This window comes from Enterococcus sp. DIV0167 (assembly GCF_050541555.1).
GTDB lineage: Bacteria > Bacillota > Bacilli > Lactobacillales > Enterococcaceae > Enterococcus > Enterococcus faecalis.
Genome location: NZ_CP172933.1, coordinates 2,237,728 through 2,260,443, shown reverse-complemented (window position 1 = coordinate 2,260,443; position 22,716 = coordinate 2,237,728). Strand labels below are relative to the sequence as shown.

Below are 22,716 nucleotides of genomic sequence, written 5' to 3'. Positions count from 1 at the left end.
GGGACAGCGCTTAAAAACGTTTGTCTCTTTGCTGATAAGTCCATTTTTTTATAACGGAGGTGGCTAGAGTGAAAGCCTGTGGCATTATCGTGGAATATAATCCCTTTCATAATGGACATCGCTATCATGCCCAACAAGCTCGCCAACAAAGCGGAGCTGAAGTAGTGATTGCTATAATGAGTGGAAATTTTTTACAAAGAGGAGAACCAGCCTTACTAGATAAGTGGGCCAGAGCAGAAGAAGCTTTGCAAAATGGTGTGGATTTAGTCATTGAATTGCCGACAGCTTGGTCGGTACAGTCTGCGGATTACTTTGCCAAAGGCGGTATAAAGTTATTGCAGGCGTTGCAATGTGAGAGCTTATGTTTTGGAACAGATAGTACAAGCGCAATTGATTATGCGGCTTTCGGCCAGTTTGTCCAAGAAAATCAATCCTTAATTGATCAAACGTTCCACGCATTGACAGACAAACAATTGAGTTATCCACAAAAAATGACTGCTGTTTTTCGTCAAGTATATCCTGAAAGCAGGTTTGATTTTTCTTCGCCTAATCATATTTTGGGGATGAGTTATGCAAAGGAAAATGCCACGTATCCAACCCCGATGACGCTCTACCCAATTGCTAGAAAACAAGCGGGCTTTCATGATGCAACGATTTCTGGGAAAGTTGCTAGCGCCACGGCGATTAGGCAAAGTGTTTTTCAACAAGAAATAACGCAAGTGCTGCCAACGGTTCCTTCTATAACCGCACAACATTTACAAACACAGACAATGATTTCATGGGAAAACTATTGGCCCTTCCTAAAGTATAAAATTGTTCAATCCTCGTTAGAAGAGTTACAAGCCATTTACCAAATGACGGAAGGACTTGAATATCGACTAAAAGATCAAATCCAAGCAGCAGGTTCTTTTCACGAATTAATGGAACGTATGAAAACGAAGCGTTATACTTGGACAAGATTGCAACGATTAGCAACCTATATATTGTTAAATATGACCAAAGAAGAAGTTGAAACTGTTTGGCAAAACAGTTATCTCCATGTGCTAGGATTTACGTCAAAGGGACAAGCTTATCTAAAAGAAACCAAAGCACAGATTCAATTGCCGGTAATTTCCAAAGTATCTAAAGAAAACCGCGCAATGCTTTCGTTAGATATTCGCGCCAATCAACTATACCAGATGGGAGATTCTTCTTTAAAAGAACAAAATTTTGGTCGGTTTCCCTTACGATTTTCGCCAGATACCTAAAAAATACTTAACAAAAATCAGTTTCCCCAGTATAATAAACAAGGGATAAGATACTAACAACAAATCAGAGAAAGCGAAGTGAGAATATGGGCCGTAAATGGGCAAATATTAAAGAGAAAAAAGCTGCCAAAGACGCAAACAATAGCCGTGTTTATGCAAAATTCGGGATTGAAATTTACGTAGCAGCGAAGTCAGGAGACCCTGATCCTCATGCAAACCAAAAATTACGGTTTGTAATCGAACGCGCCAAAACATACAATGTACCAAAACATATTATTGATCGCGCTATTGAAAAAGCAAAAGGTTCAGCAGATGAACAATATTCTGAATTACGCTATGAAGGATTTGGGCCAAATGGTTCAATGGTCATTGTTGATGCTTTAACAAACAACGTGAACCGAACAGCAGCAGATGTGCGGGCCGCATTTGGTAAAAACGGCGGAAACATGGGTGTCAGCGGTGCTGTTTCCTACATGTTTGATAATACAGGTATCATTGGCTTTGCTGGTGACGATGCGGATGAAATTTTAGAATACTTAATGGAAAAAGACATTGATGTTCGCGATGTTGTTGAAGAAGACGGTCAAATTATCGTTTACACAGAACCAGAAGATTTCCACCATGCACAAGAAGCGTTAAAAGAAAAAGGCATTGAAGAATTCACGGTTACTGAGTTAGAAATGGTTCCACAAAACGAAGTAACATTAGAAGGCGACGATTTGGCGAACTTTGAAAAAATGTTAGACGTTTTAGAAGATTTAGAAGATGTTCAAAAAGTTCATCATAATGTAGATTTACCTGAATAATCCATTTGTTCGTTTGTTTTAAGATTTAGAAAGAGGTCGGGACAGAAGCGTTTAACTCCGAGAAATAAGAAGGAATTTCCGAAAATTGTTCTATAATTTTTGGAGAATTTCGGCTTATTTCCGAAGGAGTTGCTTCTGTTCCCGCCGTTTATCAATTTTTAAGCCTGGGACAAAAATCCAAAGTGATTTTTGTCCCAGGCTCTTTTTTTTTCATATAATATATAGAAAAAAGAAAGTTGATTGATAAGTCCATGTGACACAAAGCATTCAATGACAGGTTCAACTTTTGTCTGTTCCATAAATATTTGTCTAAACAGTTGAATTAATAGTACAATAGTCTAGTAAGATAGATCATTGAACGGGGTGAATAGGCGTGAAAAAGGGAATGCTAGCGTTTTTTGTCGGGCTAGCGGTTTTATCATTAACTGCTTGTCGGGAACCAAAAGAAAAGAAAGTAACCGCTTCAACTGAGGCATCCTCTAAAGTTGAAGAGACGAATGAAAAAACAAGTGAAACAATTGATAAGACAAACGAACAAGCGAGCAGCAGTGTCGAGTCTAACGAATCAGTGAAAAATGAAGAGCCGACAGCTGATGAAAACAATAGTCAGCTAACTGTAGCTGATTTAGATACTACAGCGATTAATGCTGGCGATTTTACTACTTTAGTTGGAACATGGAAAAATGGTAAAGGAGAGAGTTTGATCATTCATCCTGATGGTAGTACAAATACCGGAGGAATGATTACGAAGGATTCACCTACTGATGAGTCGCGACCAATTACAAGCTTAAGTATTAGGTGGGGGCCTACTGGTGCTGCGTTATTATTATATAAAATTGGTGTTGAAAATCCTAACGGCGACCAATCGGATAAGACGAAACCACGATTGTTAATTACTCAAGATAGTGGAAATTATCCTGCGGAAGAGTATTACTATCGTTCTTCTGAAGAGGAAATTCAAGACCAAAATGAAGAGGCAAAAATCATCGATACACAAGAAAAAGCAGAGGCATGTATCAGAAGTACACTGACTGATGCAGAAAATGATGATACGAACCTTGGATTTTTTGGTATGAATGGAAATGACTTCTTTTTTAGAGCCCAATCGAAACAGATGGTTGCAAATGGAGGGACTGGGACTGTCGGTTTTTTCAGAGTAACACCACAAGGAGCAGTCAGAATAACGGATGCACAAGGCAACTAAAGATAGTCTCGTGGCAATCTATTTAATTCCTATAAAAGTAGCAAAATAAGAATGAAATGATCACAAAATCTTCACATTTAGTTTGTAAGATATAAGCATATCAACAAACAACCTTAACAACACAAAACACTTTTTCATTTTTAACTCCTTTCCCGTCCTTACCCAAAGGGCGGGTCTTTTTTTGTGTAAAACGATTCGCTCAAGATACCAAAAAGCCAGCTTGTAGTAAGCTGGCTTTTAACTCTTTACATGTTGGCGCTTGTAGACACGAGATAATATTAAGGTGTTGGAACAGTTGGTGAATAGTTCGTTTTTCGACCATAAAGTTCTTGTGTCGCCGCCGAGATATACGCAGATGAATCTTTTCCTGGGAGGTTATACATTAGATAAATACCATATTGCTCCGCTTTCGTACGTTTAGCATATTGCGCAGCTAGATTTTGATTGACACCAACTTCAACGGCAGAAGCACCTAAACGAGAAGCAGGCATCCCCGCAATTTGTGGCGGATTCCAGGTACTATAATAAGGGTTCCAAGCATAATCAATTAAAGAACTCATTTGAGGATTAGCAGAAGAGTTCGCAGCCGCTGGTCCAATATTATAAAAAGTAATTAATTTATCATTGCCTAAGCGATTTCTTAAGGCTTGAAGTAACCAAATGAACGAAGAATTATTTGGTTGAGGCGTTCCATTTTTTCCGTATTCAGCATACTCATCATCAAAATCAATACCATCTAAATGATACGTATTAACGACTTGTTCTAATTGAGCTGCAAAGGCATCCGCACTTTCGTAAGTTGGGAAGTTAGCAAAGCCAGCGCCTTCATGGTTGCCTAAAATAGACAATAGGACTTTAGTGCCGCGTGCTTGAACTGGACGAATTTGTGTTTCAGCTTCGTTTAAAGTTTGTTGGACCCGTTCATTTAGATATAAGTAAGGTTTTTTATTGACCGTATCATAATTAATATTGGCTGCAAAAATAATCCCCATATCAAAAGCAGGTTGATTGGTTCCAGCTAAAGTATATTTTCCCACATTGTTAAAATCGTGGTTGTTTACTTCTACATACATGACTGTTTTAGGTGTAACAGTTGATGCTGCTTGTACTTCAAATGCAGGTAGTGCAAACAGTAAACCACCGACTAAAAGTATCAAACTTAAAAAAGTTGAAATAATCCCTGTTTTCTTGTTAAAAAAATGAGTGCTCAATTGATGCCCCATAACTTTCTCCTCCTATAAAATAAATATTATTTGTAAGCGCTAACAAAGATATGTTATCATTTTTATAATTTAAACACAAGAAGAAGAGAACAAAAGTGAGCAAATCCACAGAATATAAAAGCGTCCTTCGCAAAATGGTCTTGCGAAGGACGCTCTTTTACCAATCAAAGAGTAAGGCATAGCCTAAAGAAAGCAGCTCTCGACCAAAATTTTTGATATCTTTTGGAAAAGAAGAAGCCGCAGTGATGCCTGAAACATTTGAGATGCCTGCTCGCTTGGCTAAAAGTTGCGAGCGATACATGTGAAAGTCACTAGTAACAATCACTAGCCGTTTAAAAGAAAGGAGTTTTTGTGAATTGACAATATTTTCTTTGGTGCGTGTGGCACGATTTTCTAAGAGAATCTGTTTTTCTGGAACACCCTTATTTAGCAAGTATTGTTTCATAACCGCGGCTTCCGTAGCCGGCTCATCTGCTCCTTGCCCTCCGCTAACAATAACGGGTGTCTCGGGGTGTTGTTTAATATAGGGGATAGCCACATCTAACCGAGCTTGCAAAACACGGCTGGGCAGTGCGGTTTCTTTAGACGTCCCTAAAACACGGGCCCCTAAAATTAAAATAGCATCTGGTTTATCGGTGGGTTGCGTATTTTTGCCAGTAAAAATAAGTAGACCTAAAATCAAAAGAATACAAAAGCCAAAACTGACAATGGATAAACTTGTTATTTTTAACCAATGCATGAAACATCCCTCCTTGTAATGTTAGTGTATACGAAGTACCATAGAAAAAGCGATAGAAAACAAAAGACTTATAAAAAAATCTATGTTTTAATAGAAACTTTTGAAGAGAGGGAGCGAGTGAATGCGTACAGAAGAAGAAATGTTTCAACTTATTATGGATGTAGCAAAACAAGAAGAACACATTCGAGCCGTGGGAATGGTGGGTTCTCGTACGAATGTGAAAGCGCCAAAAGATAGTTTTCAAGATTTCGACATTGTTTATATTGTAGAACCATGTGCTGAGTTTTTTGAAACAGCAACGTGGACAGCAAAATTTGGTCAACCATTAATTATGCAACGTCCCAAGGAAATGACCTTATTTCCCACAGAACCGAAGACGCGGGAAACATTTTTAATGTTATTTGAAGATGGTCAACGTATCGATTTAACGTTGTGTCCTCTCGCAGAAAAAGACAATTGGCATGAAGGCGATTCTTTAGCAATTATCTTGTTAGACAAAGATGAAAATTTGCCACCTTTACCTGTAGCATCTGATAAAAATTATACAGTAACAGTTCCGAATCAGCAGCAATTTAACGATTGTTGCAATGAATTTTGGTGGGTTAGTACGTATGTAGTTAAGGGGCTTTGTCGGAATGAACTATTTTACGCTGTCACACATCTCTATGAATATTGTCAGCAGGAACTGTTGCGCTTGCTTTCTTGGCAAGCGGCTTGGCAGGAACCGGAGCCAATTTCTGTTGGGAAACAATTTAAGTATCTGAAAAATTATGTCACTCCTGACACGATGGATCAATTAGCATCGTTGCTGGATTTTTCTAGTAAAGAAGCTTGTTGGAACAGCTTAATAAAGACACAAGCCTTTTTTGACGTCGTCGCTCAGGATTTTGCTAAAATGGCCCAGTTTACGTATCATTTACAAGAAGCAAAAAAAGTCACAGAGTATACAAATTCTTTAAGATTAAAGGATTTACAAGGAAAATAAGCTGAAAACAACGTAAAAATAGTGTATAATTGAAAAAATTAATCTGCGAGAGAAAGGGAAGTTTTTTTGATTGTAGATCACCGCAGTTGTTTGTTGCCTAGACTCTAAGAAATAAACCTAAAATTATTGATATAAAGGATGAACAAATGAAAAAAGAAGAAATGCAAGTGCGTAATACACGTCGTCAAAAATCAGGAAAAAATAATAAAAAGAAAGTAATTATTACTTCTTTGGTTGGACTAGCTCTGGTTGCTGGGGGCAGCTATGTTTATTTTCAAAGTCACTTTTTACCAACTACAAAAGTAAATGGAGTTTCTGTAGGCTGGTTAAATGTAAATGCAGCGGAAGAAAAATTAGCGCAAGTTAATCAAACCGAAGAAGTTGTGGTTCAAACGGGGACAAAAGAAGAAAAAATTCAACTTCCTAAAAAATACCAATTGGATCAAAAATTTTTAAAAGACCATTTACACAGTAGCAAGGTGAAGCTACCGTTAAACGAGGCATTCAAAAAAGAACTAGAAGCCAAATTAGCAACTTTGAGTTTTTCAGAGGGGAAACCAAGCAAAAATGCGAGTATCCGTCGAGGCAATGGCACTTTTGAAATTGTTCCCGAAGAACAAGGCACAGTAGTGGACACACAGCGCTTAAATCAGCAGATTATTGCGGATGTTGAAGCGGGAAAAGGCAACTATCAATACAATGCCAAAGATTTTTATAAAGCCCCTGAAATTACAAAAGAGGATCAAACGTTAAAGGCAACATTGACAACGCTCAATAACAAGTTAAATAAAACAATTACAGTTGATATTAATGGTGAAAAAGTAGCCTTTGATAAAACACAAATTCAAAACGTGCTGAATGATGATGGCACAATCAACAAAGAAAAACTAACTACTTGGGTGACACAATTAGAAACAACATATGGTTCTGCTAATCAACCAGTTTTATTTACAGATGTTCACGGCACGACACGTCGTTTTAAAAACAATGGAAGTTATGGCTGGTCGATTGATGGGGCCAAAACGCAAGAACTACTAGTAAACGCGCTGAATAGCCAAGAACAAACGAATGCAATCACTGCTCCGTTGGTTGGCGATACCAAAGAAAATAGTAAAATTGCCAATAATTACATTGAAATTGATTTAAAAGATCAAAAAATGTATTGTTTCATTGATGGCAAAAAAATAGTCACCACAGATGTCATTACTGGCAGATATAACAAAGGAACTGCAACAGTACCAGGATTCCATACAATTTTATATCGGACAACCGATGTGAATTTAGAAGGTCAAATGCTTGATGGTTCTCGATACAGTGTGCCAGTAAAATATTGGATGCCGTTATTAAGTCAAGGGGGCGTTGTCACACAAATTGGGATTCATGACTCCGACCATAAATTGGATAAGTACGGCGATAAAGAAGCCTTTAAAACCGATGCTGGTAGTAATGGCTGTATCAATACGCCAGGAACAGAAGTTTCAAAAATCTTTGACGTATCCTATGACGGAATGCCGGTAATTATTTACGGACATATCTATGATGATGCACCAGGTGAATTTGATAAACCTGTGGATTACGGCGAAGAAGTATAAATGATTATTTACAGCACCAAAAGGGCAAATGAGCAGTCTTTTTGGTGCTGTTTTAGTTGAATAGATAATTTATAAATGGACAAGCAAGGAGCAAAACCATGGCAGAAAGAATTTTATTAGTAGATGATGAACAAGAAATAGCTGATTTGCTGGAAGTATATTTAACGAGTGACGGTTATGAAGTAGAAAAATTTTATCGAGGGAAACCTGCTCTGGAATCAATGGCAAATAATCAGTTCGATTTAGCGGTACTTGATGTAATGTTACCAGATATTGATGGCTTTCAAATGGTTAAAAAAGCACGGGAAAAATATTTTTTCCCTATTATTCTTTTAACCGCTAAAATTGAGGACATTGATAAAATTACTGGGCTAACTTTAGGCGCTGATGATTATATTACAAAGCCGTTTAATCCATTGGAAGTAGTCGCACGTATTAAAACACAACTAAGACGTTTTCGTAAATATAATTCACAGGCGAGTCTACAACAAGAAACAGAAGGAACAGAAATAGATATTCATGGTTTGGTGATAAATAAAATACATCATACAAGTAAACTATACGGGGAGGATATATTTTTAACGCCATTAGAATTTTCAATTCTTTGGTATTTAGCAGAACGTCAGGGAGAAGTAGTCCCAGCAGAGATATTGTTTGAAGAAATCTGGGGTGAAAAATATTTGGAAAACAATGGAAATACCGTGATGGCACATATTGGCCGTTTAAGGGAAAAATTAAAAGAACCACCAAGGAAGCCAAAGTTTATTAAAACTGTTTGGGGAGTGGGGTATAAAATTGACTGAAAAGAAAAAAACAGGAAAACAGCAATTTAAAGAACGAATGATTAAACAACTACTAACAAAGTTTTTGTTTTTTAGTTTGGGAATATTGGCGTTATCAGCAGTCTTGTATTTTTTTAGTAATTTTTTGTTTGGATTACGTAGATGGGGCATGGAAGATCCACTCTACCTTTTAGCCAAAGGAATTGAGGAGAACTACGTTTATTTAATTAGCTTAGTAATTCTAGGTGGTTCAGTAATCATTCTTTTTCGGATATGGTTGCAAAGCATCAATCAATTAACAGAAGTATTGGAGGCAACAGGGAAACTCTATCAGAATTCCGAAGAACCGATAGCCTTGTCAGCAAATTTAATGGAGTTTGACAAAGAGTTGAATCAAATCCGTCAAGAAGTTAACTTACGCCAGCAACAAGCGAAGGAAGCTGAGCAAAGAAAGAATGATTTGATTGTTTATTTAGCACATGATTTAAAAACGCCTTTAACATCAGTCATTGGTTATTTAACACTTCTTCATGATGAACTGGAAATTTCGACGCAATTACGAGAAAAATATTTAGCTATTTCATTAGAAAAAGCAGAGCATTTAGAAGAGTTGATTAATGAATTTTTTGAAATAGCTCGATTTAATCTCTCGAATATTGAATTAGAACCGACGAGTGTTCGCTTGGATCGTATGTTAAATCAAGTAAGTTATGAATTTTTACCTATGTTGAAACAAAAACAGTTAACTATTGAAACAGATTTTACTGAGGCTTTGTCTATTCATCTTGATGTCGATAAAATGCAAAGAGTTTTTGATAACTTAGTTCAAAATGCCATTAACTACAGCTATGCAGGAACAACCATCTCTCTTTCCACTAAAGTTGATAATGAAAATCAACGAGTAAATATTTATTTTACAAATCATGGCCCTACTATTCCACCAGAAAAATTAGCCCGAATTTTTGAACAATTTTTCCGATTAGATACTGCCCGTCAAACAAACCGAGGAGGCGCAGGACTAGGTTTAGCGGTTGCTAAAAAAATTGTGGAGCTGCATGGAGGGGTGCTTTCAGCTGAAAGCGAAAATGAAAAAACTACCTTTATGATTTCTTTATCGATTTTGTAAGAAAATCGTTAGAAATTCTTGCGAAAAAAAAGAAGGCTCCTTTTTACTAGCTTGCTATACTAATTTTGTTAAGTAAGTAAAGAGGAGAGAAATAAAAATGAAATTTAAAGTTACAATTGGTGTCGCTATTTTAGGGCTTTTTATTGTGGGAATGGCTGTTAAACAAGTTGCTGAGAAAAAAATAGTTTCAATAGGAAATGAGCAAGCCCTCAGTTTAGAGGAAGAGGAAAAAATGAGTTCTCCTGAAGAAGGCGATCAATCATGGAAATTATTATTAGTAAATCAAACGCATCAGATTCCTGAAGATTATCAAATCCAATTAAAAAAATTACCTAACAAACAGGCAGTGGATAAACGAATTTATCCAGCTTTGAACAGGATGTTTAAAGATGCCAAAAGACAAGGCTTCTATCTTGAAGTCACTTCTAGTTATCGAACAAATGAAGAGCAAAAAGAAATTATGGCAGAAAAAGTACAGGCTTTTCAAGATCAAGGATTCAGCGAACAAGAAGCGATTGAAACAGCTGAAAGTTGGGTAGCAGTGCCGAGAACTAGTGAACATGAAGTAGGTTTAGCAGTGGATATAAATGCGCAAAGTAAGCGATCTACTGACGAAGAAGTCTACGCTTGGTTGGCAAAGAACGCCTATAAATATGGATTTATTCTTCGTTATCCTTCAGACAAAGTGGAAATTACGGGTGTTAGTTATGAACCTTGGCATTATCGATATGTGGGTAAAAAAGCAGCACTAGAGATTCAAAAAGCGAGTCTAACGTTAGAAGAATACTTAGCAGAAAATAATAATTAATTGTTTATCAATAAAGCTATCTTAGCTTTTACTGAACATAGGCTATTTTTTATTGACAAGCGTCATAACCCGCTCTATGATACAAACAGAACAAGCAATTTAAATTGGGGGAACGAAGATGCCATTTGTACATGTAGAATTAATTGAAGGCCGCACAGAAGAACAGTTAACTAATATGGTCAAAGATATTACAGAAGCTGTGTCAAAAAATGCTGGTGCACCAAAAGAGAATATCCATGTGATTGTCAATGAATTGAAAAAAGACCGCTATGCACAAGGCGGCGAATGGAAAAAATAAGTTTTCAGAGAATTTCTGTTGAATCACTTGCTTTTTCTGAAAATAAGTGGTTAAATAAGTGCATAAATGATTGATGAGAAAGACAACTGAACTTGCCCGCGATCTATTAGAGAGGAAAATCTTGGCTGAAAATTTTCCAGATTGGCACAAGGGATGACCACTTTCGAAACCTTTGTTGAAACAAAGGCGGTCGCACCGTTAACACGCTAGAGGAACACAGATTATTTGTGTTCAAAATTAGGTGGAACCACGATATTTTCGTCCTAGTATTCGTTAGAATACTAGGACTTTTTGTTTTTTAACAAGGGGAACAGGTGGCTGTTTCGTTTCATTGTGAAAAACAGGAACACAATGAAACGCTTCAAATCAAAAAAATTAAAAGGAGAGAATTTTATTATGTCTATTCACATTACTTTTCCAGATGGCGCTGTCAAACCGTTTGATTCTGGGGTTACAACATTTGATGTTGCTAAAAGTATTAGCAACAGTTTAGCCAAAAAAGCTTTAGCTGGTAAATTCAATGGTGTTTTAATCGATTTAGATCGTCCTATCGTAGAAGATGGTTCGCTTGAAATCGTGACGCCTGATCATGAAGATGCTTTAGGAATTTTACGTCATTCGTCAGCTCATTTAATGGCTAATGCCTTACGTCGTCTTTTCCCTAACATTAAATTTGGCGTAGGTCCTGCGATTGATTCTGGGTTCTACTATGATACAGATAATGGGGAATCCCCTGTGACAGCGGAAGATTTACCTGCAATTGAAGCCGAAATGATGAAAATTGTGAAGGAAAATAACCCAATCGTTCGTAAAGAAATCTCACGTGCAGAAGCGTTAGAATTATTTGCTGATGATCCTTACAAAGTTGAATTAATTACAGATTTACCAGAAGATGAAATCATCACTGTCTATGATCAAGGCGATTTTGTTGATTTATGTCGTGGTGTTCACGTCCCTTCAACAGGACGGATTCAAGTCTTTAAATTACTTTCAGTAGCTGGTGCTTATTGGCGCGGAAACTCTGACAATCATATGATGCAACGGATTTACGGCACTGCCTTTTTCGATAAAAAAGATTTAAAAGAATTTATCAAAATGCGCGAGGAAGCCAAAGAACGTGACCACCGTAAATTAGGAAAAGAATTAGATTTATTTATGGTTTCACAAGAAGTTGGTTCAGGGTTACCTTTCTGGTTACCAAAAGGCGCAACCATTCGTCGTACAATTGAACGTTATATTGTGGACAAAGAAATTAGCTTAGGTTACCAACATGTGTATACACCAATTATGGCAGATGTGGAATTATACAAAACATCTGGTCACTGGGATCATTACCATGAAGATATGTTCCCACCAATGGATATGGGCGATGGCGAAATGCTGGTATTACGTCCAATGAACTGTCCACACCATATGATGGTTTATAAAAATGACATTCATAGTTACCGCGAATTACCAATTCGAATCGCTGAATTAGGGATGATGCACCGCTATGAAAAATCTGGCGCATTATCAGGGTTACAACGTGTTCGTGAAATGACTTTAAACGATGGCCATACTTTTGTTCGTCCTGACCAAATTAAAGACGAATTTAAACGTACTTTGGAGTTAATGGTGGCAGTCTATGCTGACTTTAACATTACGGATTATCGTTTCCGCTTAAGCTATCGTGATCCAAATAATACAGACAAATATTTTGATGATGATGCGATGTGGGAAAAAGCGCAAGCGATGTTAAAAGCTGCCATGGATGAATTAGAATTAGATTACTTTGAAGCAGAAGGTGAAGCTGCCTTTTACGGTCCGAAGTTAGATGTTCAAGTAAAAACAGCTTTAGGAATGGAAGAAACATTATCAACCATCCAATTAGACTTCTTATTACCAGAACGTTTTGACTTAACTTATGTTGGCGAAGATGGTGAAAATACACATCGCCCAGTTGTTATCCACCGTGGTATCGTCTCAACAATGGAACGATTTGTGGCTTACTTAACAGAAGTTTACAAAGGCGCTTTCCCTACTTGGTTAGCACCAATTCAAGCAACTATTATCCCAGTTTCTGTAGAAGCGCATTCTGAGTATGCTTATGAAATCAAAGAACGTTTACAAGCACAAGGCTTACGTGTTGAAGTCGATGATCGTAACGAAAAAATGGGCTACAAAATTCGGGCCTCTCAAACACAAAAAGTACCTTATCAATTAGTGGTCGGGGACAAAGAAATGGAAGATGCAACGGTGAACGTCCGTCGTTATGGAAGCAAAGAAACTTCTGTCGAAGATTTATCAATTTTCATTGACAGCATGGCTGCTGAAGTTCACAATTACAGCCGTTAAAAAAAGAGAAAAAGTCAAAAGGACTTCTGAATTCAGAAGTCCTTTTGACTTTTTTCAACAACAAAATAATTAAATATTTCCTTAGAGCTAGGAATAATCCTGATTTTTTGACTAATTTTTGTTACAATGAGAATGCGAAACTTTTTAGTGAAGGGACTAGAGGTATGAAGAAAAACTCATTTATAGATAAAATAAAAAAAACAGATGCCGCAGCAAAGAGTCAACGAGGTAGAAAGCCACATATTCCTTTTCGATTGAACTTATTATTTTTTGTGATATTCACTTTATTTGTTTCATTAATTGTCCGTTTAGGGTATTTACAGATTGTAGAAGGAGAAGAGTTTAACAAAAAAATCACTGCCAATTCTTCACTACAAATCACGACACCATCCCCTCGAGGACAAATTTATGATTCACAAGGAAAAGTCTTGGTTTCTAACAAAGCCAATTTAGCAATCACTTACACACGAGGAAAAAACATTGAAGGAAAAGATATTTTACCGATTGCGAATAAAGTCAACGAACTTATTAATGTTCCAGTTGATCCAAACTTAACGGACCGTGATAAAAAAGATTATTGGTTAGCGAATCCTGAAAATTTAAAAGCAGCCCAAGCCCGTTTAACCGATCAAGATAAAGAAGATGAAAAAGGCAACAAAATTACGGACGAAGGCACATTATATGCCAAAGCCGTTGAAAAAGTCACCCCTGAAGAAATTGCGTTTGATGACCGAACCTTACAAGCAGTGACGATTTTTAAACGAATGAATGCCGCGTCACAAATGAACACGGTCTTCATCAAGAATGAAGGGGTAACAGAAGGTGAAATTGCGACAATTGGTGAACACACAGCGGAAATATCTGGTGTTTCAACAGGGACTGATTGGACGCGTGATTATTCTCAAAGTGGTGCATTACGTAGCCTGTTGGGCACCGTTTCAACTGAAAAACAAGGATTGCCAGCCGAAGAAGTCGATGAATATTTGAAAAAAGGCTATGCACGAAATGACCGTGTTGGGACTAGCTATTTAGAAAAACAATATGAAGACGTTCTACAAGGTAAAAAAGCAAAATCAGAAGTCGTTTTAGACAATAACGGAAAGATTGTTTCACAAACCCCAATTTCCAAAGGGGAAAAAGGTTCCAACTTAAAATTAACGATTGATTCAAATTTCCAAAACAAAGTTGATGAAATTTTACAACGAAACTATTCACAAATAGTCAAAACCATTGGACCATACTCAGAAAATGCATATGTCGTTGCTATGAACCCTCAAACAGGTGCTATTTTAGCGATGTCCGGATTTCATCATGATTTAGCAACTGGGGAAGTCACACCTAATCCTTTAGCACCTATTTTGAATTCTGAAGTTCCTGGATCAGTTGTGAAAGCAGGTACTTTAACAGCTGGTTATGAAACAGGCGTCATTAAAGGCAATGACGTTTTAACAGATGAAGCTATTTTACTAGCAGGTAGTAATCCAAAAGCTTCTTGGTGGAATGCTTCTGGCGGAACAACCATGCAATTAACTGCGGAGCAAGCGTTAGAATATTCTTCGAATGCCTATATGATGAAATTAGTCTTTAAAATGATGGGTGTGAATTATTATCCCAATATGATTTTCCCTTATGAAGTAGGAGATGACACTGTCTTTAAAGAATTAAGAAAAGCTTTTGCAGAATATGGTATGGGAACGAAAACTGGAATTGATATACCAGGAGAAACAACAGGAATTCAAAACAAGGACTTTAAGGATTCGTCTTCTGCGCCACAAGGCGGTAATCTTCTTGACCTATCTTTTGGACAATATGATACCTATAGCGCGTTACAATTAGCACAGTACGTTTCCACTGTCGCAAATAATGGTATCCGCGTGCAACCCCATGTGGTAGAAGGAATCTATGGCAATGATGAAAATGGAGCTTTAGGAAAAATTTTAAAAGAAATTGAACCAAAAGTTTTGAATAAGGTGAATATTTCTGAAGACCAGATAGGAATTCTTCAACAAGGTTTCTATAATGTGGTAAATGGAACTAGTCCTTTTACAACTGCACGTGGTTTAAAATCAGACAAGTTTTCGATTGCTGCTAAAACAGGGACCGCCGAAACGCAAGCAACAGATGCTAATGGAGTAAACCATACAACGGTTAATAGTAACTTGGTGGCTTATGCGCCGTACGAAAATCCTGAAATTGCAATTAGCGTTGTTTTACCACACTTAAATGATGAATCTTCCAAACCAAATCAAACGATTGCCAAAGAAGTTTTAGAAGCGTATATGGAAATGTACAAAAAATAAAATTTGTAAAGTAGAACTACTTTACAAATTTGCCCAAAAGGGTAGTCAAATGACAAAAAAAATGGTATGATATTCAAGTCTAAGAAATCTCTTGGAAAGATCAATTATTAGTAGGAGGGGAAAACATGCGCGTAAACATCACTTTAGAGTGTACTTCTTGTAAAGAACGTAACTACTTAACAAATAAAAATAAACGTAACAATCCTGATCGTTTAGAAAAACAAAAATATTGCCCACGTGAAAGAAAAGTTACTTTACACCGTGAAACTAAATAATTTAGTTAGACAGAGCCTAGAATCCTTGTTGTGTAAGGGTCTAGGCTTTTTATCTATTGATTCATTACATGTTCATTTGTAGATGGAATGTAGAGGGAGGATTACCCAAGTTTGGCTGAAGGGGACGGTCTCGAAAACCGTTAGGCGAGTAACATCGTGCAAGGGTTCGAATCCCTTATCCTCCGTACCGAGAAGCAGTTGAGTTATTAGTTGCAAATAAAACGACAGAGACGTACACTTAAAGTAGAAAAATACTTAAGAAGAGGTGTCTATTATGTCAAACTATGAAGAAAAAGAAGCGCAAGCATTAGCAAAAATTGCAGACATTTTGAATAAATTGGATGCAAGTTTAGAAGAGTTGGACTCGCTAGATGAGGATACAAAAAAACATAGTATGAAGAAATGGATTGTTGAAAAAAAAGCCATTCATGAGATTAAAAAAATTGCACACGAAGCTGGTAAGTATGATAAGTATGATGAAAAAGAATTAGAAAAAGAAATGGATCTGTTGGAAAAGTTTATGTAAAAAAGTGCTAGCTTTTGTTCAACAGTTATTTAATTTTGAGCCTAGAATTAATCGTTTTGATTTTTTCTAGGCTTATTTTTTATGAAGTAAGCAAATCGTATCGGGAGAGGTATTGAATTAAGAAATAAAGCATGTATTGATTCAGAAAAAAAGTTGTAGTAAAATGTTCGTCACAACTACTTTTCTTATAATTTCATAGAAGGAAAAGTTGGAATAATGAATTGAGAAGAGTCGATTTTTAGGAGATGATTTTAGGTGACTTTTTATCAATTATTGCAGTTAGATCCATTTATTTTAAAACAAAAAATTCATCAAGCGGACACTAAAAAACAGCGGAGATATTTTTGGCGCGCCTTGTTAATAAGGGATATCTTATTAGTTTCGTTTGCGATTTTATGGGTGTCGACGATTACTTTTTTCTTTGGAAAAGCTGTAGCGCCTTTTTCAATTGTATTATTTTGTTTGCTGTTGAGTATCCGTTTCGTCTCATATGGCTACAGGGAAAAACAGGCCTTGCTTAGTTTAGGAATCGTGTTAACAATTCTAGGTGTTAGTCCACTAATTTCACTGATTTCTGTATCATTTTTACAATGGGGTCTTCATTTTATCTGCTTGCTGGCATTGTTTTTCTTAACTGGTAAAAACCCTAAAATGGGTAATCCTGGCTTGTATACGTTCTCCTACTTATATTTAGTTGGCACGGTTCACTATCAATCGTTTCAGCAATTAGAACAAACTTTCTTTGTATTAGTGTTTGCTTATCTACTTTTAGCTTTTGTTTATCATGTGAAACATAAAAAGTTGGATCAGGAGATTACTTTTATACAGATGGTTAAAGAAAATGGTTTTTTTAATCAAAGAAATATTTGGTTTGGTTATTACGCTTTAGGCATTAGCTTATTACTTTTTATAGGAACGCACCTTCAGATTGACCGCTTTATGTGGGCAACATTTGCTAGTTCGTCATTATTTTCTGGGTATGATACGTTTAAATTGTCTGAACGAGCCAAAGAACGAATAATAGGGGTCGTTATTGGTTCTCTAGTATCGGCTATCTTGTTATTTTATATACCAACGAACCTACTTGGTATTTTAGGAGGACTTTGTTTAGGCTTATGCACATCTTATAAAAGTAAAACGATTTTTAATTGTGTTGGTGCTATCATGGCAGCTTCTATGATATTTGGGCTAGAAACAAGTCTTTACTTAAGAATTTTGTTAAATATGTTGGGGCTAGCTTACGGTTTGCTTTATCATTTTGTCTTTGTAAAAACTATGTCCTATTGCAATCGCAAAGAGTGGCTGAAATTGTCTGAATAAAAGGAGCCTAACATTCTTTCTTGAAAGAATGTTAGGCTCCTTAGACATTTTTGTTTATATTCCATATTATCAAATTATATGCATGCTGTTAATCAATGCCCAACTGCTATATCAAATGTCGCAATTTTTGCTGAGCCAGTCGGTACAAGGTCTAGTTCCACTTCGTCAAACCTATTGCCATCAACTGGTATCCCAAAGTAAATGGTAGATGGTCCAGTTCTACTTTCATAGACTATTATCTATTAGTATACCTAAATTTCTATTTAATTCGTAATGACTGACCAGGATAAAAAACAGAAGTTTCAATGCCTGGATTTAATGCTAATAATTCTTCTAAGGTTAAACCATTTCTTTCGGCTAACTGTCGCCCACCTTCACCACTTCGTACCGTATCGTATATAGGTTGGTCTGATTTAGAATTTTGTATTTGTTCACGAGAATCAGAGTTTTGTGGTGGTTGCTGTTCAGATTGTTCAAAAACTTGTTGAGTTTGATTATTTCTTTCAATTAATTGTTCCAACGTAATATTACCTAGATAAGTGTATATTTGTCCATTAACAGTTAAAGTACCATCATTATTTTTCGTTACTGTTCGGGGCGTATTATTCAAAAGAAACGTCATTATTTGATTACCATTCTCATCCACAGAAAAACTTACATTTTGAAGAGGAACATTCGATTGAGTTATGCTAGTGAGTGTTCCGTCAGCATTTATAAAAAATAAGTTATCACTTTGAGGAATACCCCAACCGCCTATAAAATCAGCTAAGCTAACTTGTGGTAGCGGTTCTTTAGTAGTAGATGAAGAGGTAGATTGGTTTGTTTCAGATGAGACGTTTTGATAATTAGAGCTGGTTTCTTCCGTTTTATCTTTTTGAGTGGAAGAATCAATACTTTTCTTTGTGTAAGGTTTCAAAACTAGTTTTGTTTGGTTATCAGAATTGTTTGTCTTAGTAGGAGTGAAAAGTAGATTTTGCTTTTCTTTTTTTATCTTGTAAGCTACTTCTTTTCCTTCATTTTTCCAACGAATTTGATTGTTTTTTAGATGGTATTTGACTTTGTATTCTATTTTATTTGCAATTTGTTTACCTAATTCTTCGCCTGCTTTTTCCAAATCATTTTTTGCAGTTGATGTGTGTTCATCTGTATTGATTTTGAAAGTAGCGGTATCTTCGCTGAATGATACAATCATTACTACTTCATCAACGTTGGAGTTTACGGCCCACTCGTTTGCCATTAGCTCTTTTGTGGTCACTTTATTTCTGCAAGAAGTAAGGGTCAGTAAGGATAAAAAAACAATCAACCCCAGTAAACTTTTTTTCATTTTTAACTCAATCCTCTTTTCTATTTTACTGTTTTTTTGTATCTTCGAATCTCTCTCAACCCCAGCCAACCACTCGCTGATAACAAGTACCAAAACGGCATAAACTGGATTAGATAGCGAGAGCGGCCGCCTTCAAAGAGCAATAAATACAGAATAGCTCCAATGAAAGCTAATTTTAAAATCGCGTAGTTATTTTTTGAATCTTTTAGAGGGATACTGAACAATAGACCTAGTAATGTGAGTAAATAGAAAAAATGCATATAAATTCGTAGATAGTTACTTTTGGGATTTTGCGGATAATACAGTGACCGCAAGTGTTCTTGCCAACGATTTTTAGAAGGTGTTTCTGGGATTAAATCACCGCCATCCCAACCCCAGTCAAAATCACCATTGGCAGTATTATGACGATTTTTTTGAGCCAGAAAACGGAGATAACCGAAGAATCCTTTATTTTTTAAACGGTCTTGAATCGTTTTTATGGTATAAGCTTTTTTGGCTTTTTGTGTAGGCAACTGATTTACTGCTTGTGTATCTGCATCATTGTAACCGCCAGTTCCAGTCAAACCCATCATTACAAAAAGTGTCCAAGGTTTGGCTTGTTCTTTATCGATTTCCGTAATCGTTTGTTTTTCCACAAAAAATTGAAAACTATAATATGCGCTGGCGAAACCAGTCAGTAAAAAGAGAGCAACCACGGTTAATTTTACGATAGACTGTTTGTTCCGATTTACTAAAAGAAGTTGCAGCACTTTGATACAACTAAATGCAATAAAAAAGATAATAGACGAAGGTTTCATTAAAAAACACCAAGCTAGGCCAATTCCAATAAACAGTAATAAACAATATTTTATGAAGGGATGGGAAACTTGGTCAAAAAGGCTATATGCAAAAAAAACTAGGTTGATGAACAATAAGACGGCCGTATCTGTATAAGGCGTTAGTAACCATGGAGACAATCCGAAAGAAAGAAAAAATAAACTATAAGCAACGAAGGCCGTTAATGGATTAAAGACACGTTTAGAGGCATGACAAAAGAGAAATAAACTGCTATTAATAAACAAGCAATTAACCACTTGCCAACTAAACCAAGTATTGCTCCAGCTCTCTGTTACATCAATGAAACGCAAAAATTTATTCAGGTAATACATCATGAAAAAGAAAAATTCGTTATTGGGGTTTAAAGAAAGTACGATTTTTGAATAATCCTTATTTTCAGTGGTAATACTATGAAAGTTGTCAAAAACATCCCAGCCAATCGGCACAGTAATCTGCGTCAGGAGTAAAAGTTGTAGTAAAAATAAACTGATCAAACTACCAATAATAACCACACGATCATGGGTTTTTATTAAGTGCCAGAGCGCTTGAATCTTAGTGTAAAGAAATTTTTTGTTTTTATAAATAATCAACAATAGAATAATTAATAGAGGAAGTAAAACAAGCAAGTGCTTAGGCTTTCCCCAAAGAATTTTTACCAGCGAATAGGGAGAGTTAATTGCGCCGTAAAAGACAAATAAAATAAAAAAACTAAAAATATAATTTTCTAGATTCAGAATCCGTTTAAAAGTAGCCATATTTTCTCCTTCCATTTTTTTAGCTAGACTAGTTCTTATTTTATCATAAAGATTTTAAAATAAGAAAAAAGCCCTTCTTTTAAAAGAAAGGCTTAAAACTTTTCCTTACTTCACTTCTTTGTAACGGAAGAAGAAGCGTAAGACGCTATTTTGGCTAGTTGTTGTTAGTTTATCTGTCGGTAAGACTGTTAGTAAGAAGAAAAACAGACTAATCACAAGAGTGAAAAATAAGAAGACGGGACTGCCACCTGTTATCACAGTATCTGTTTGAACATCATATTTCAGTGTTGACATAACAGAGAAAACTTGTGTATAGCTACAGGCAATAGAAAGTAGATATAAAACAAGCACGCCCCAACCTGTCATCCCAGCATCACGATAACGACGGACACACATTGCCCACGTTGGTAATAATAAAGCTAACCATAAAACAAGTGCAAAAAGCATCAACGGTAATAAGTTTCCAAAATCATAGGTTTCAAAATATTCAGCTGCTAAAATTGCTGACACGGCTTTGCCGACAATGGCAATATAAAAAATAAGTGCTAAAATGCTTAATACCAGTGTCATCCACCAATAACCAGCACGTGTGGTCCGACCTTTAAAATCAACATATCCACGAAAATAATCTTTAAAAGCTTGTCCAAATGTTACTTTGCCTTTTTCCTCAATTTTAACCATAAAAACACCCCTTTGTATTTAATAAAATGATTATAACGGAAAGTAATAAAATAGGAAAATGCGAATTCGCATATTTTGTGATTTTTTTGATAAATCATATAAGGAGCAGGTTTTATCAAAAAACGGTAAAATAAGAGAAGATATTTTATAATGGAGGAATCATGAATGAAAATCAGTATTAGACATCGCTACATAGCAAAAATTCCAGCATTAGAAGTGACAACAGAAGAGCAAAAAAACGAAGCATTACCTTTAATTGTTTACTATCATGGTTGGCAATCAGCTAAAGAATTATCTTTAACACAAGCAAGAAAATTAGCACACGAGGGGTTTCGGGTCATTTTACCAGATGCCATGAACCATGGAGAAAGAAAAACAGGACCTATTTCCACGATTCCTTCGATTACATTTTGGAGTAGCATTCAATATAATTTGATTGAATTTCCAGTAATTATCCATCATTTTCATAAATTAGGGTTGATTAAAGAAAATTGGATTGGCGTGGGTGGTGTATCCATGGGCGGTATTACTACCAGCGCTCTTATGACCCAACATCCTGAGATTCAAGCTGCTGCTTGCTTAATGGGAACACCCTATCCGGCGCGCTATATTCAGCGAGTGATTCAACGGGCGAAAGAATTTGCTATTTTTGTGCCTAAAGACTTGCCACTGTTGCTAAGTTGGGTGCATCAATACGATTTATCACAAACGCCAGAAAGACTGCAAGAACGACCGATGCTGTTTTGGCATGGAACGGAAGATGAAAAAATTCCCTATGAAGACATGGCTGATTTTGAACAATTAGTGTCTGGGAAAACGTATGCGAGAAATACGCAATTTATAACGGAAATCGGTGAGCGGCATTTAGTGAAAGGAGAAACAATGGATTTGGTTGTTGACTTTTTTAAAGAAGCGTCAAAAACGTTAGAAAAATAACGGGATTTTTCAAAGAGAAAAGGGGAATCAGCTTGTTTTTTAAGAACACTTTCTATAAACTTAACAGAAAAGGGGTTGAAGGTGTACATGGAGAAAAACAAGTTGAGAAAAGTGGGCTTAACTGCCCTGGAATGGCTAAAACAACATCCAGAAATTAAACAACATAAAGAATCAAGTCTCTATGAACAGTTGTTTGCTAGTCAGCAATGGCAACAAGCACAAACAATCGGAATGATTCGGTCGTTACCGCTAGAATTATCAACACAGCCAATTTTCGAAAGGGCCATGCAAGAGGGCAAGCAAGTGGCGGTGCCGCGAACATTTAAAGGAGGCAAAATGCACTTTTATCAAGTCTTTCCAGAGACGGTTTATGACACCAGTGCATTTGGCGTGGAAGAACCTCCGTTAACAGCGGCAGAAATAACAGCTACAGCGATTGATTTATTGATTGTGCCAGGGATTGTTTTCAATCGTGCTGGCTATCGAATAGGCTTTGGCGGTGGTTTTTATGATCGTTATTTGGAACATTTTTCGGGCCATTCATGTAGTTTAGTTTTTAGTGAACAACTCCATGAGCAATGGCAACCAGAAGCGTTTGATCAGCCAATCGAACAATTATTTATACAATAGGAGGAATGG

At 36.4% G+C, this 22,716-nt stretch carries 21 protein-coding genes and 1 tRNA gene; 17 read left to right on the top strand and 5 right to left on the bottom strand.

The features are described 5' to 3' along the window. Positions 1–59 precede the first annotated feature (59 nt). The 3 genes from IGM09_RS10775 to IGM09_RS10765 all read left to right on the top strand — a co-directional run bounded on the left by IGM09_RS10775 (position 60) and on the right by IGM09_RS10765 (position 3,257). A complete protein-coding gene (locus tag IGM09_RS10775) occupies positions 60–1,247 on the top strand; it encodes a nucleotidyltransferase (RefSeq protein WP_162782960.1) in 1,188 nt (395 codons plus the stop codon). A gap of 86 nt (positions 1,248–1,333) precedes the next feature. Continuing rightward, complete coding sequence (locus IGM09_RS10770) at positions 1,334–2,053, top strand: YebC/PmpR family DNA-binding transcriptional regulator (RefSeq protein WP_002356305.1); 720 nt, start codon at positions 1,334–1,336, stop codon at positions 2,051–2,053. A gap of 373 nt (positions 2,054–2,426) precedes the next feature. Beyond that, positions 2,427–3,257 carry a DUF6287 domain-containing protein gene (locus IGM09_RS10765; protein WP_025191999.1) on the top strand — a complete coding sequence of 277 codons (831 nt, stop codon included), beginning with the start codon at positions 2,427–2,429 and terminating at the stop codon, positions 3,255–3,257. Positions 3,258–3,535: 278 nt separating this feature from the next. Here IGM09_RS10765 and IGM09_RS10760 read toward each other — a convergent pair whose 3' ends face one another. Both IGM09_RS10760 and IGM09_RS10755 read right to left on the bottom strand, forming a co-directional pair. Further along, positions 3,536–4,480: an endo-beta-N-acetylglucosaminidase gene (locus IGM09_RS10760; protein ID WP_002382461.1), complete on the bottom strand. Its 945-nt coding sequence runs from the start codon at positions 4,478–4,480 to the stop codon at positions 3,536–3,538. Between the two features lie 157 nt (positions 4,481–4,637). Next, entirely contained in the window at positions 4,638–5,219 is a 582-nt protein-coding gene (locus IGM09_RS10755) for a YdcF family protein (protein ID WP_002359392.1), read from the bottom strand. Between the two features lie 121 nt (positions 5,220–5,340). Here IGM09_RS10755 and IGM09_RS10750 point away from each other — a divergent pair, with 121 nt between their 5' ends. From IGM09_RS10750 to IGM09_RS10695, 12 genes are all read left to right on the top strand, one after another. Then, complete coding sequence (locus IGM09_RS10750; protein WP_010776112.1) at positions 5,341–6,204, top strand: aminoglycoside 6-adenylyltransferase; 864 nt, start codon at positions 5,341–5,343, stop codon at positions 6,202–6,204. A 146-nt stretch (positions 6,205–6,350) separates the two neighbouring features. Next, entirely contained in the window at positions 6,351–7,796 is a 1,446-nt protein-coding gene (locus IGM09_RS10745) for a L,D-transpeptidase family protein (RefSeq protein WP_033625121.1), read from the top strand. Between the two features lie 98 nt (positions 7,797–7,894). Continuing rightward, positions 7,895–8,599, top strand: a complete 705-nt coding sequence (gene vanR / locus IGM09_RS10740) for a VanR-ABDEGLN family response regulator transcription factor (RefSeq protein ID WP_002356311.1) — start codon at positions 7,895–7,897, stop codon at positions 8,597–8,599. Then, complete coding sequence (locus tag IGM09_RS10735) at positions 8,592–9,704, top strand: sensor histidine kinase (RefSeq protein ID WP_010707131.1); 1,113 nt, start codon at positions 8,592–8,594, stop codon at positions 9,702–9,704. The genes vanR and IGM09_RS10735 overlap by 8 nt, the downstream gene beginning before the upstream one ends. A gap of 97 nt (positions 9,705–9,801) precedes the next feature. Continuing rightward, entirely contained in the window at positions 9,802–10,512 is a 711-nt protein-coding gene (locus IGM09_RS10730) for a M15 family metallopeptidase (RefSeq protein WP_002356314.1), read from the top strand. Positions 10,513–10,630: 118 nt separating this feature from the next. Further along, positions 10,631–10,810, top strand: coding sequence for a 2-hydroxymuconate tautomerase (locus tag IGM09_RS10725; protein ID WP_002356318.1), 180 nt, complete (start codon positions 10,631–10,633; stop codon positions 10,808–10,810). A gap of 396 nt (positions 10,811–11,206) precedes the next feature. Then, entirely contained in the window at positions 11,207–13,144 is a 1,938-nt protein-coding gene (gene thrS / locus IGM09_RS10720; protein ID WP_002359397.1) for a threonine--tRNA ligase, read from the top strand. Positions 13,145–13,308: 164 nt separating this feature from the next. After that, the gene (locus tag IGM09_RS10715; RefSeq protein WP_002359399.1) at positions 13,309–15,444 is read left to right on the top strand and encodes a peptidoglycan D,D-transpeptidase FtsI family protein; all 2,136 of its coding nucleotides are present in this window, start codon (positions 13,309–13,311) and stop codon (positions 15,442–15,444) included. Positions 15,445–15,569: 125 nt separating this feature from the next. Continuing rightward, a complete protein-coding gene (gene rpmG, locus IGM09_RS10710; RefSeq protein WP_002356321.1) occupies positions 15,570–15,719 on the top strand; it encodes a 50S ribosomal protein L33 in 150 nt (49 codons plus the stop codon). Between the two features lie 95 nt (positions 15,720–15,814). Continuing rightward, positions 15,815–15,904 (top strand) — tRNA-Ser (locus IGM09_RS10705). An 89-nt stretch (positions 15,905–15,993) separates the two neighbouring features. After that, positions 15,994–16,245, top strand: a complete 252-nt coding sequence (locus tag IGM09_RS10700; protein ID WP_010713122.1) for a hypothetical protein — start codon at positions 15,994–15,996, stop codon at positions 16,243–16,245. A 255-nt stretch (positions 16,246–16,500) separates the two neighbouring features. Continuing rightward, positions 16,501–17,565 carry an FUSC family protein gene (locus tag IGM09_RS10695; protein WP_016618027.1) on the top strand — a complete coding sequence of 355 codons (1,065 nt, stop codon included), beginning with the start codon at positions 16,501–16,503 and terminating at the stop codon, positions 17,563–17,565. 259 nt (positions 17,566–17,824) lie between these two features. Here the strand turns inward: IGM09_RS10695 and IGM09_RS10690 are convergent, their stop codons facing one another. The 3 genes from IGM09_RS10690 to IGM09_RS10680 form a co-directional block, all read right to left on the bottom strand. Next, positions 17,825–18,958, bottom strand: coding sequence for a DUF4950 domain-containing protein (locus IGM09_RS10690; RefSeq protein ID WP_029644925.1), 1,134 nt, complete (start codon positions 18,956–18,958; stop codon positions 17,825–17,827). Continuing rightward, a complete protein-coding gene (locus IGM09_RS10685; RefSeq protein ID WP_033625120.1) occupies positions 18,910–20,475 on the bottom strand; it encodes a membrane protein in 1,566 nt (521 codons plus the stop codon). The genes IGM09_RS10690 and IGM09_RS10685 overlap by 49 nt, the downstream gene beginning before the upstream one ends. Positions 20,476–20,565: 90 nt before the next feature. Beyond that, positions 20,566–21,141, bottom strand: a complete 576-nt coding sequence (locus IGM09_RS10680) for a DUF805 domain-containing protein (protein WP_002356327.1) — start codon at positions 21,139–21,141, stop codon at positions 20,566–20,568. Positions 21,142–21,306: 165 nt separating this feature from the next. Here IGM09_RS10680 and IGM09_RS10675 point away from each other — a divergent pair, with 165 nt between their 5' ends. Both IGM09_RS10675 and IGM09_RS10670 read left to right on the top strand, forming a co-directional pair. Further along, entirely contained in the window at positions 21,307–22,077 is a 771-nt protein-coding gene (locus tag IGM09_RS10675; protein ID WP_002356329.1) for an alpha/beta fold hydrolase, read from the top strand. Between the two features lie 87 nt (positions 22,078–22,164). Further along, entirely contained in the window at positions 22,165–22,707 is a 543-nt protein-coding gene (locus tag IGM09_RS10670; protein ID WP_002394065.1) for a 5-formyltetrahydrofolate cyclo-ligase, read from the top strand. Positions 22,708–22,716 lie beyond the last annotated feature (9 nt).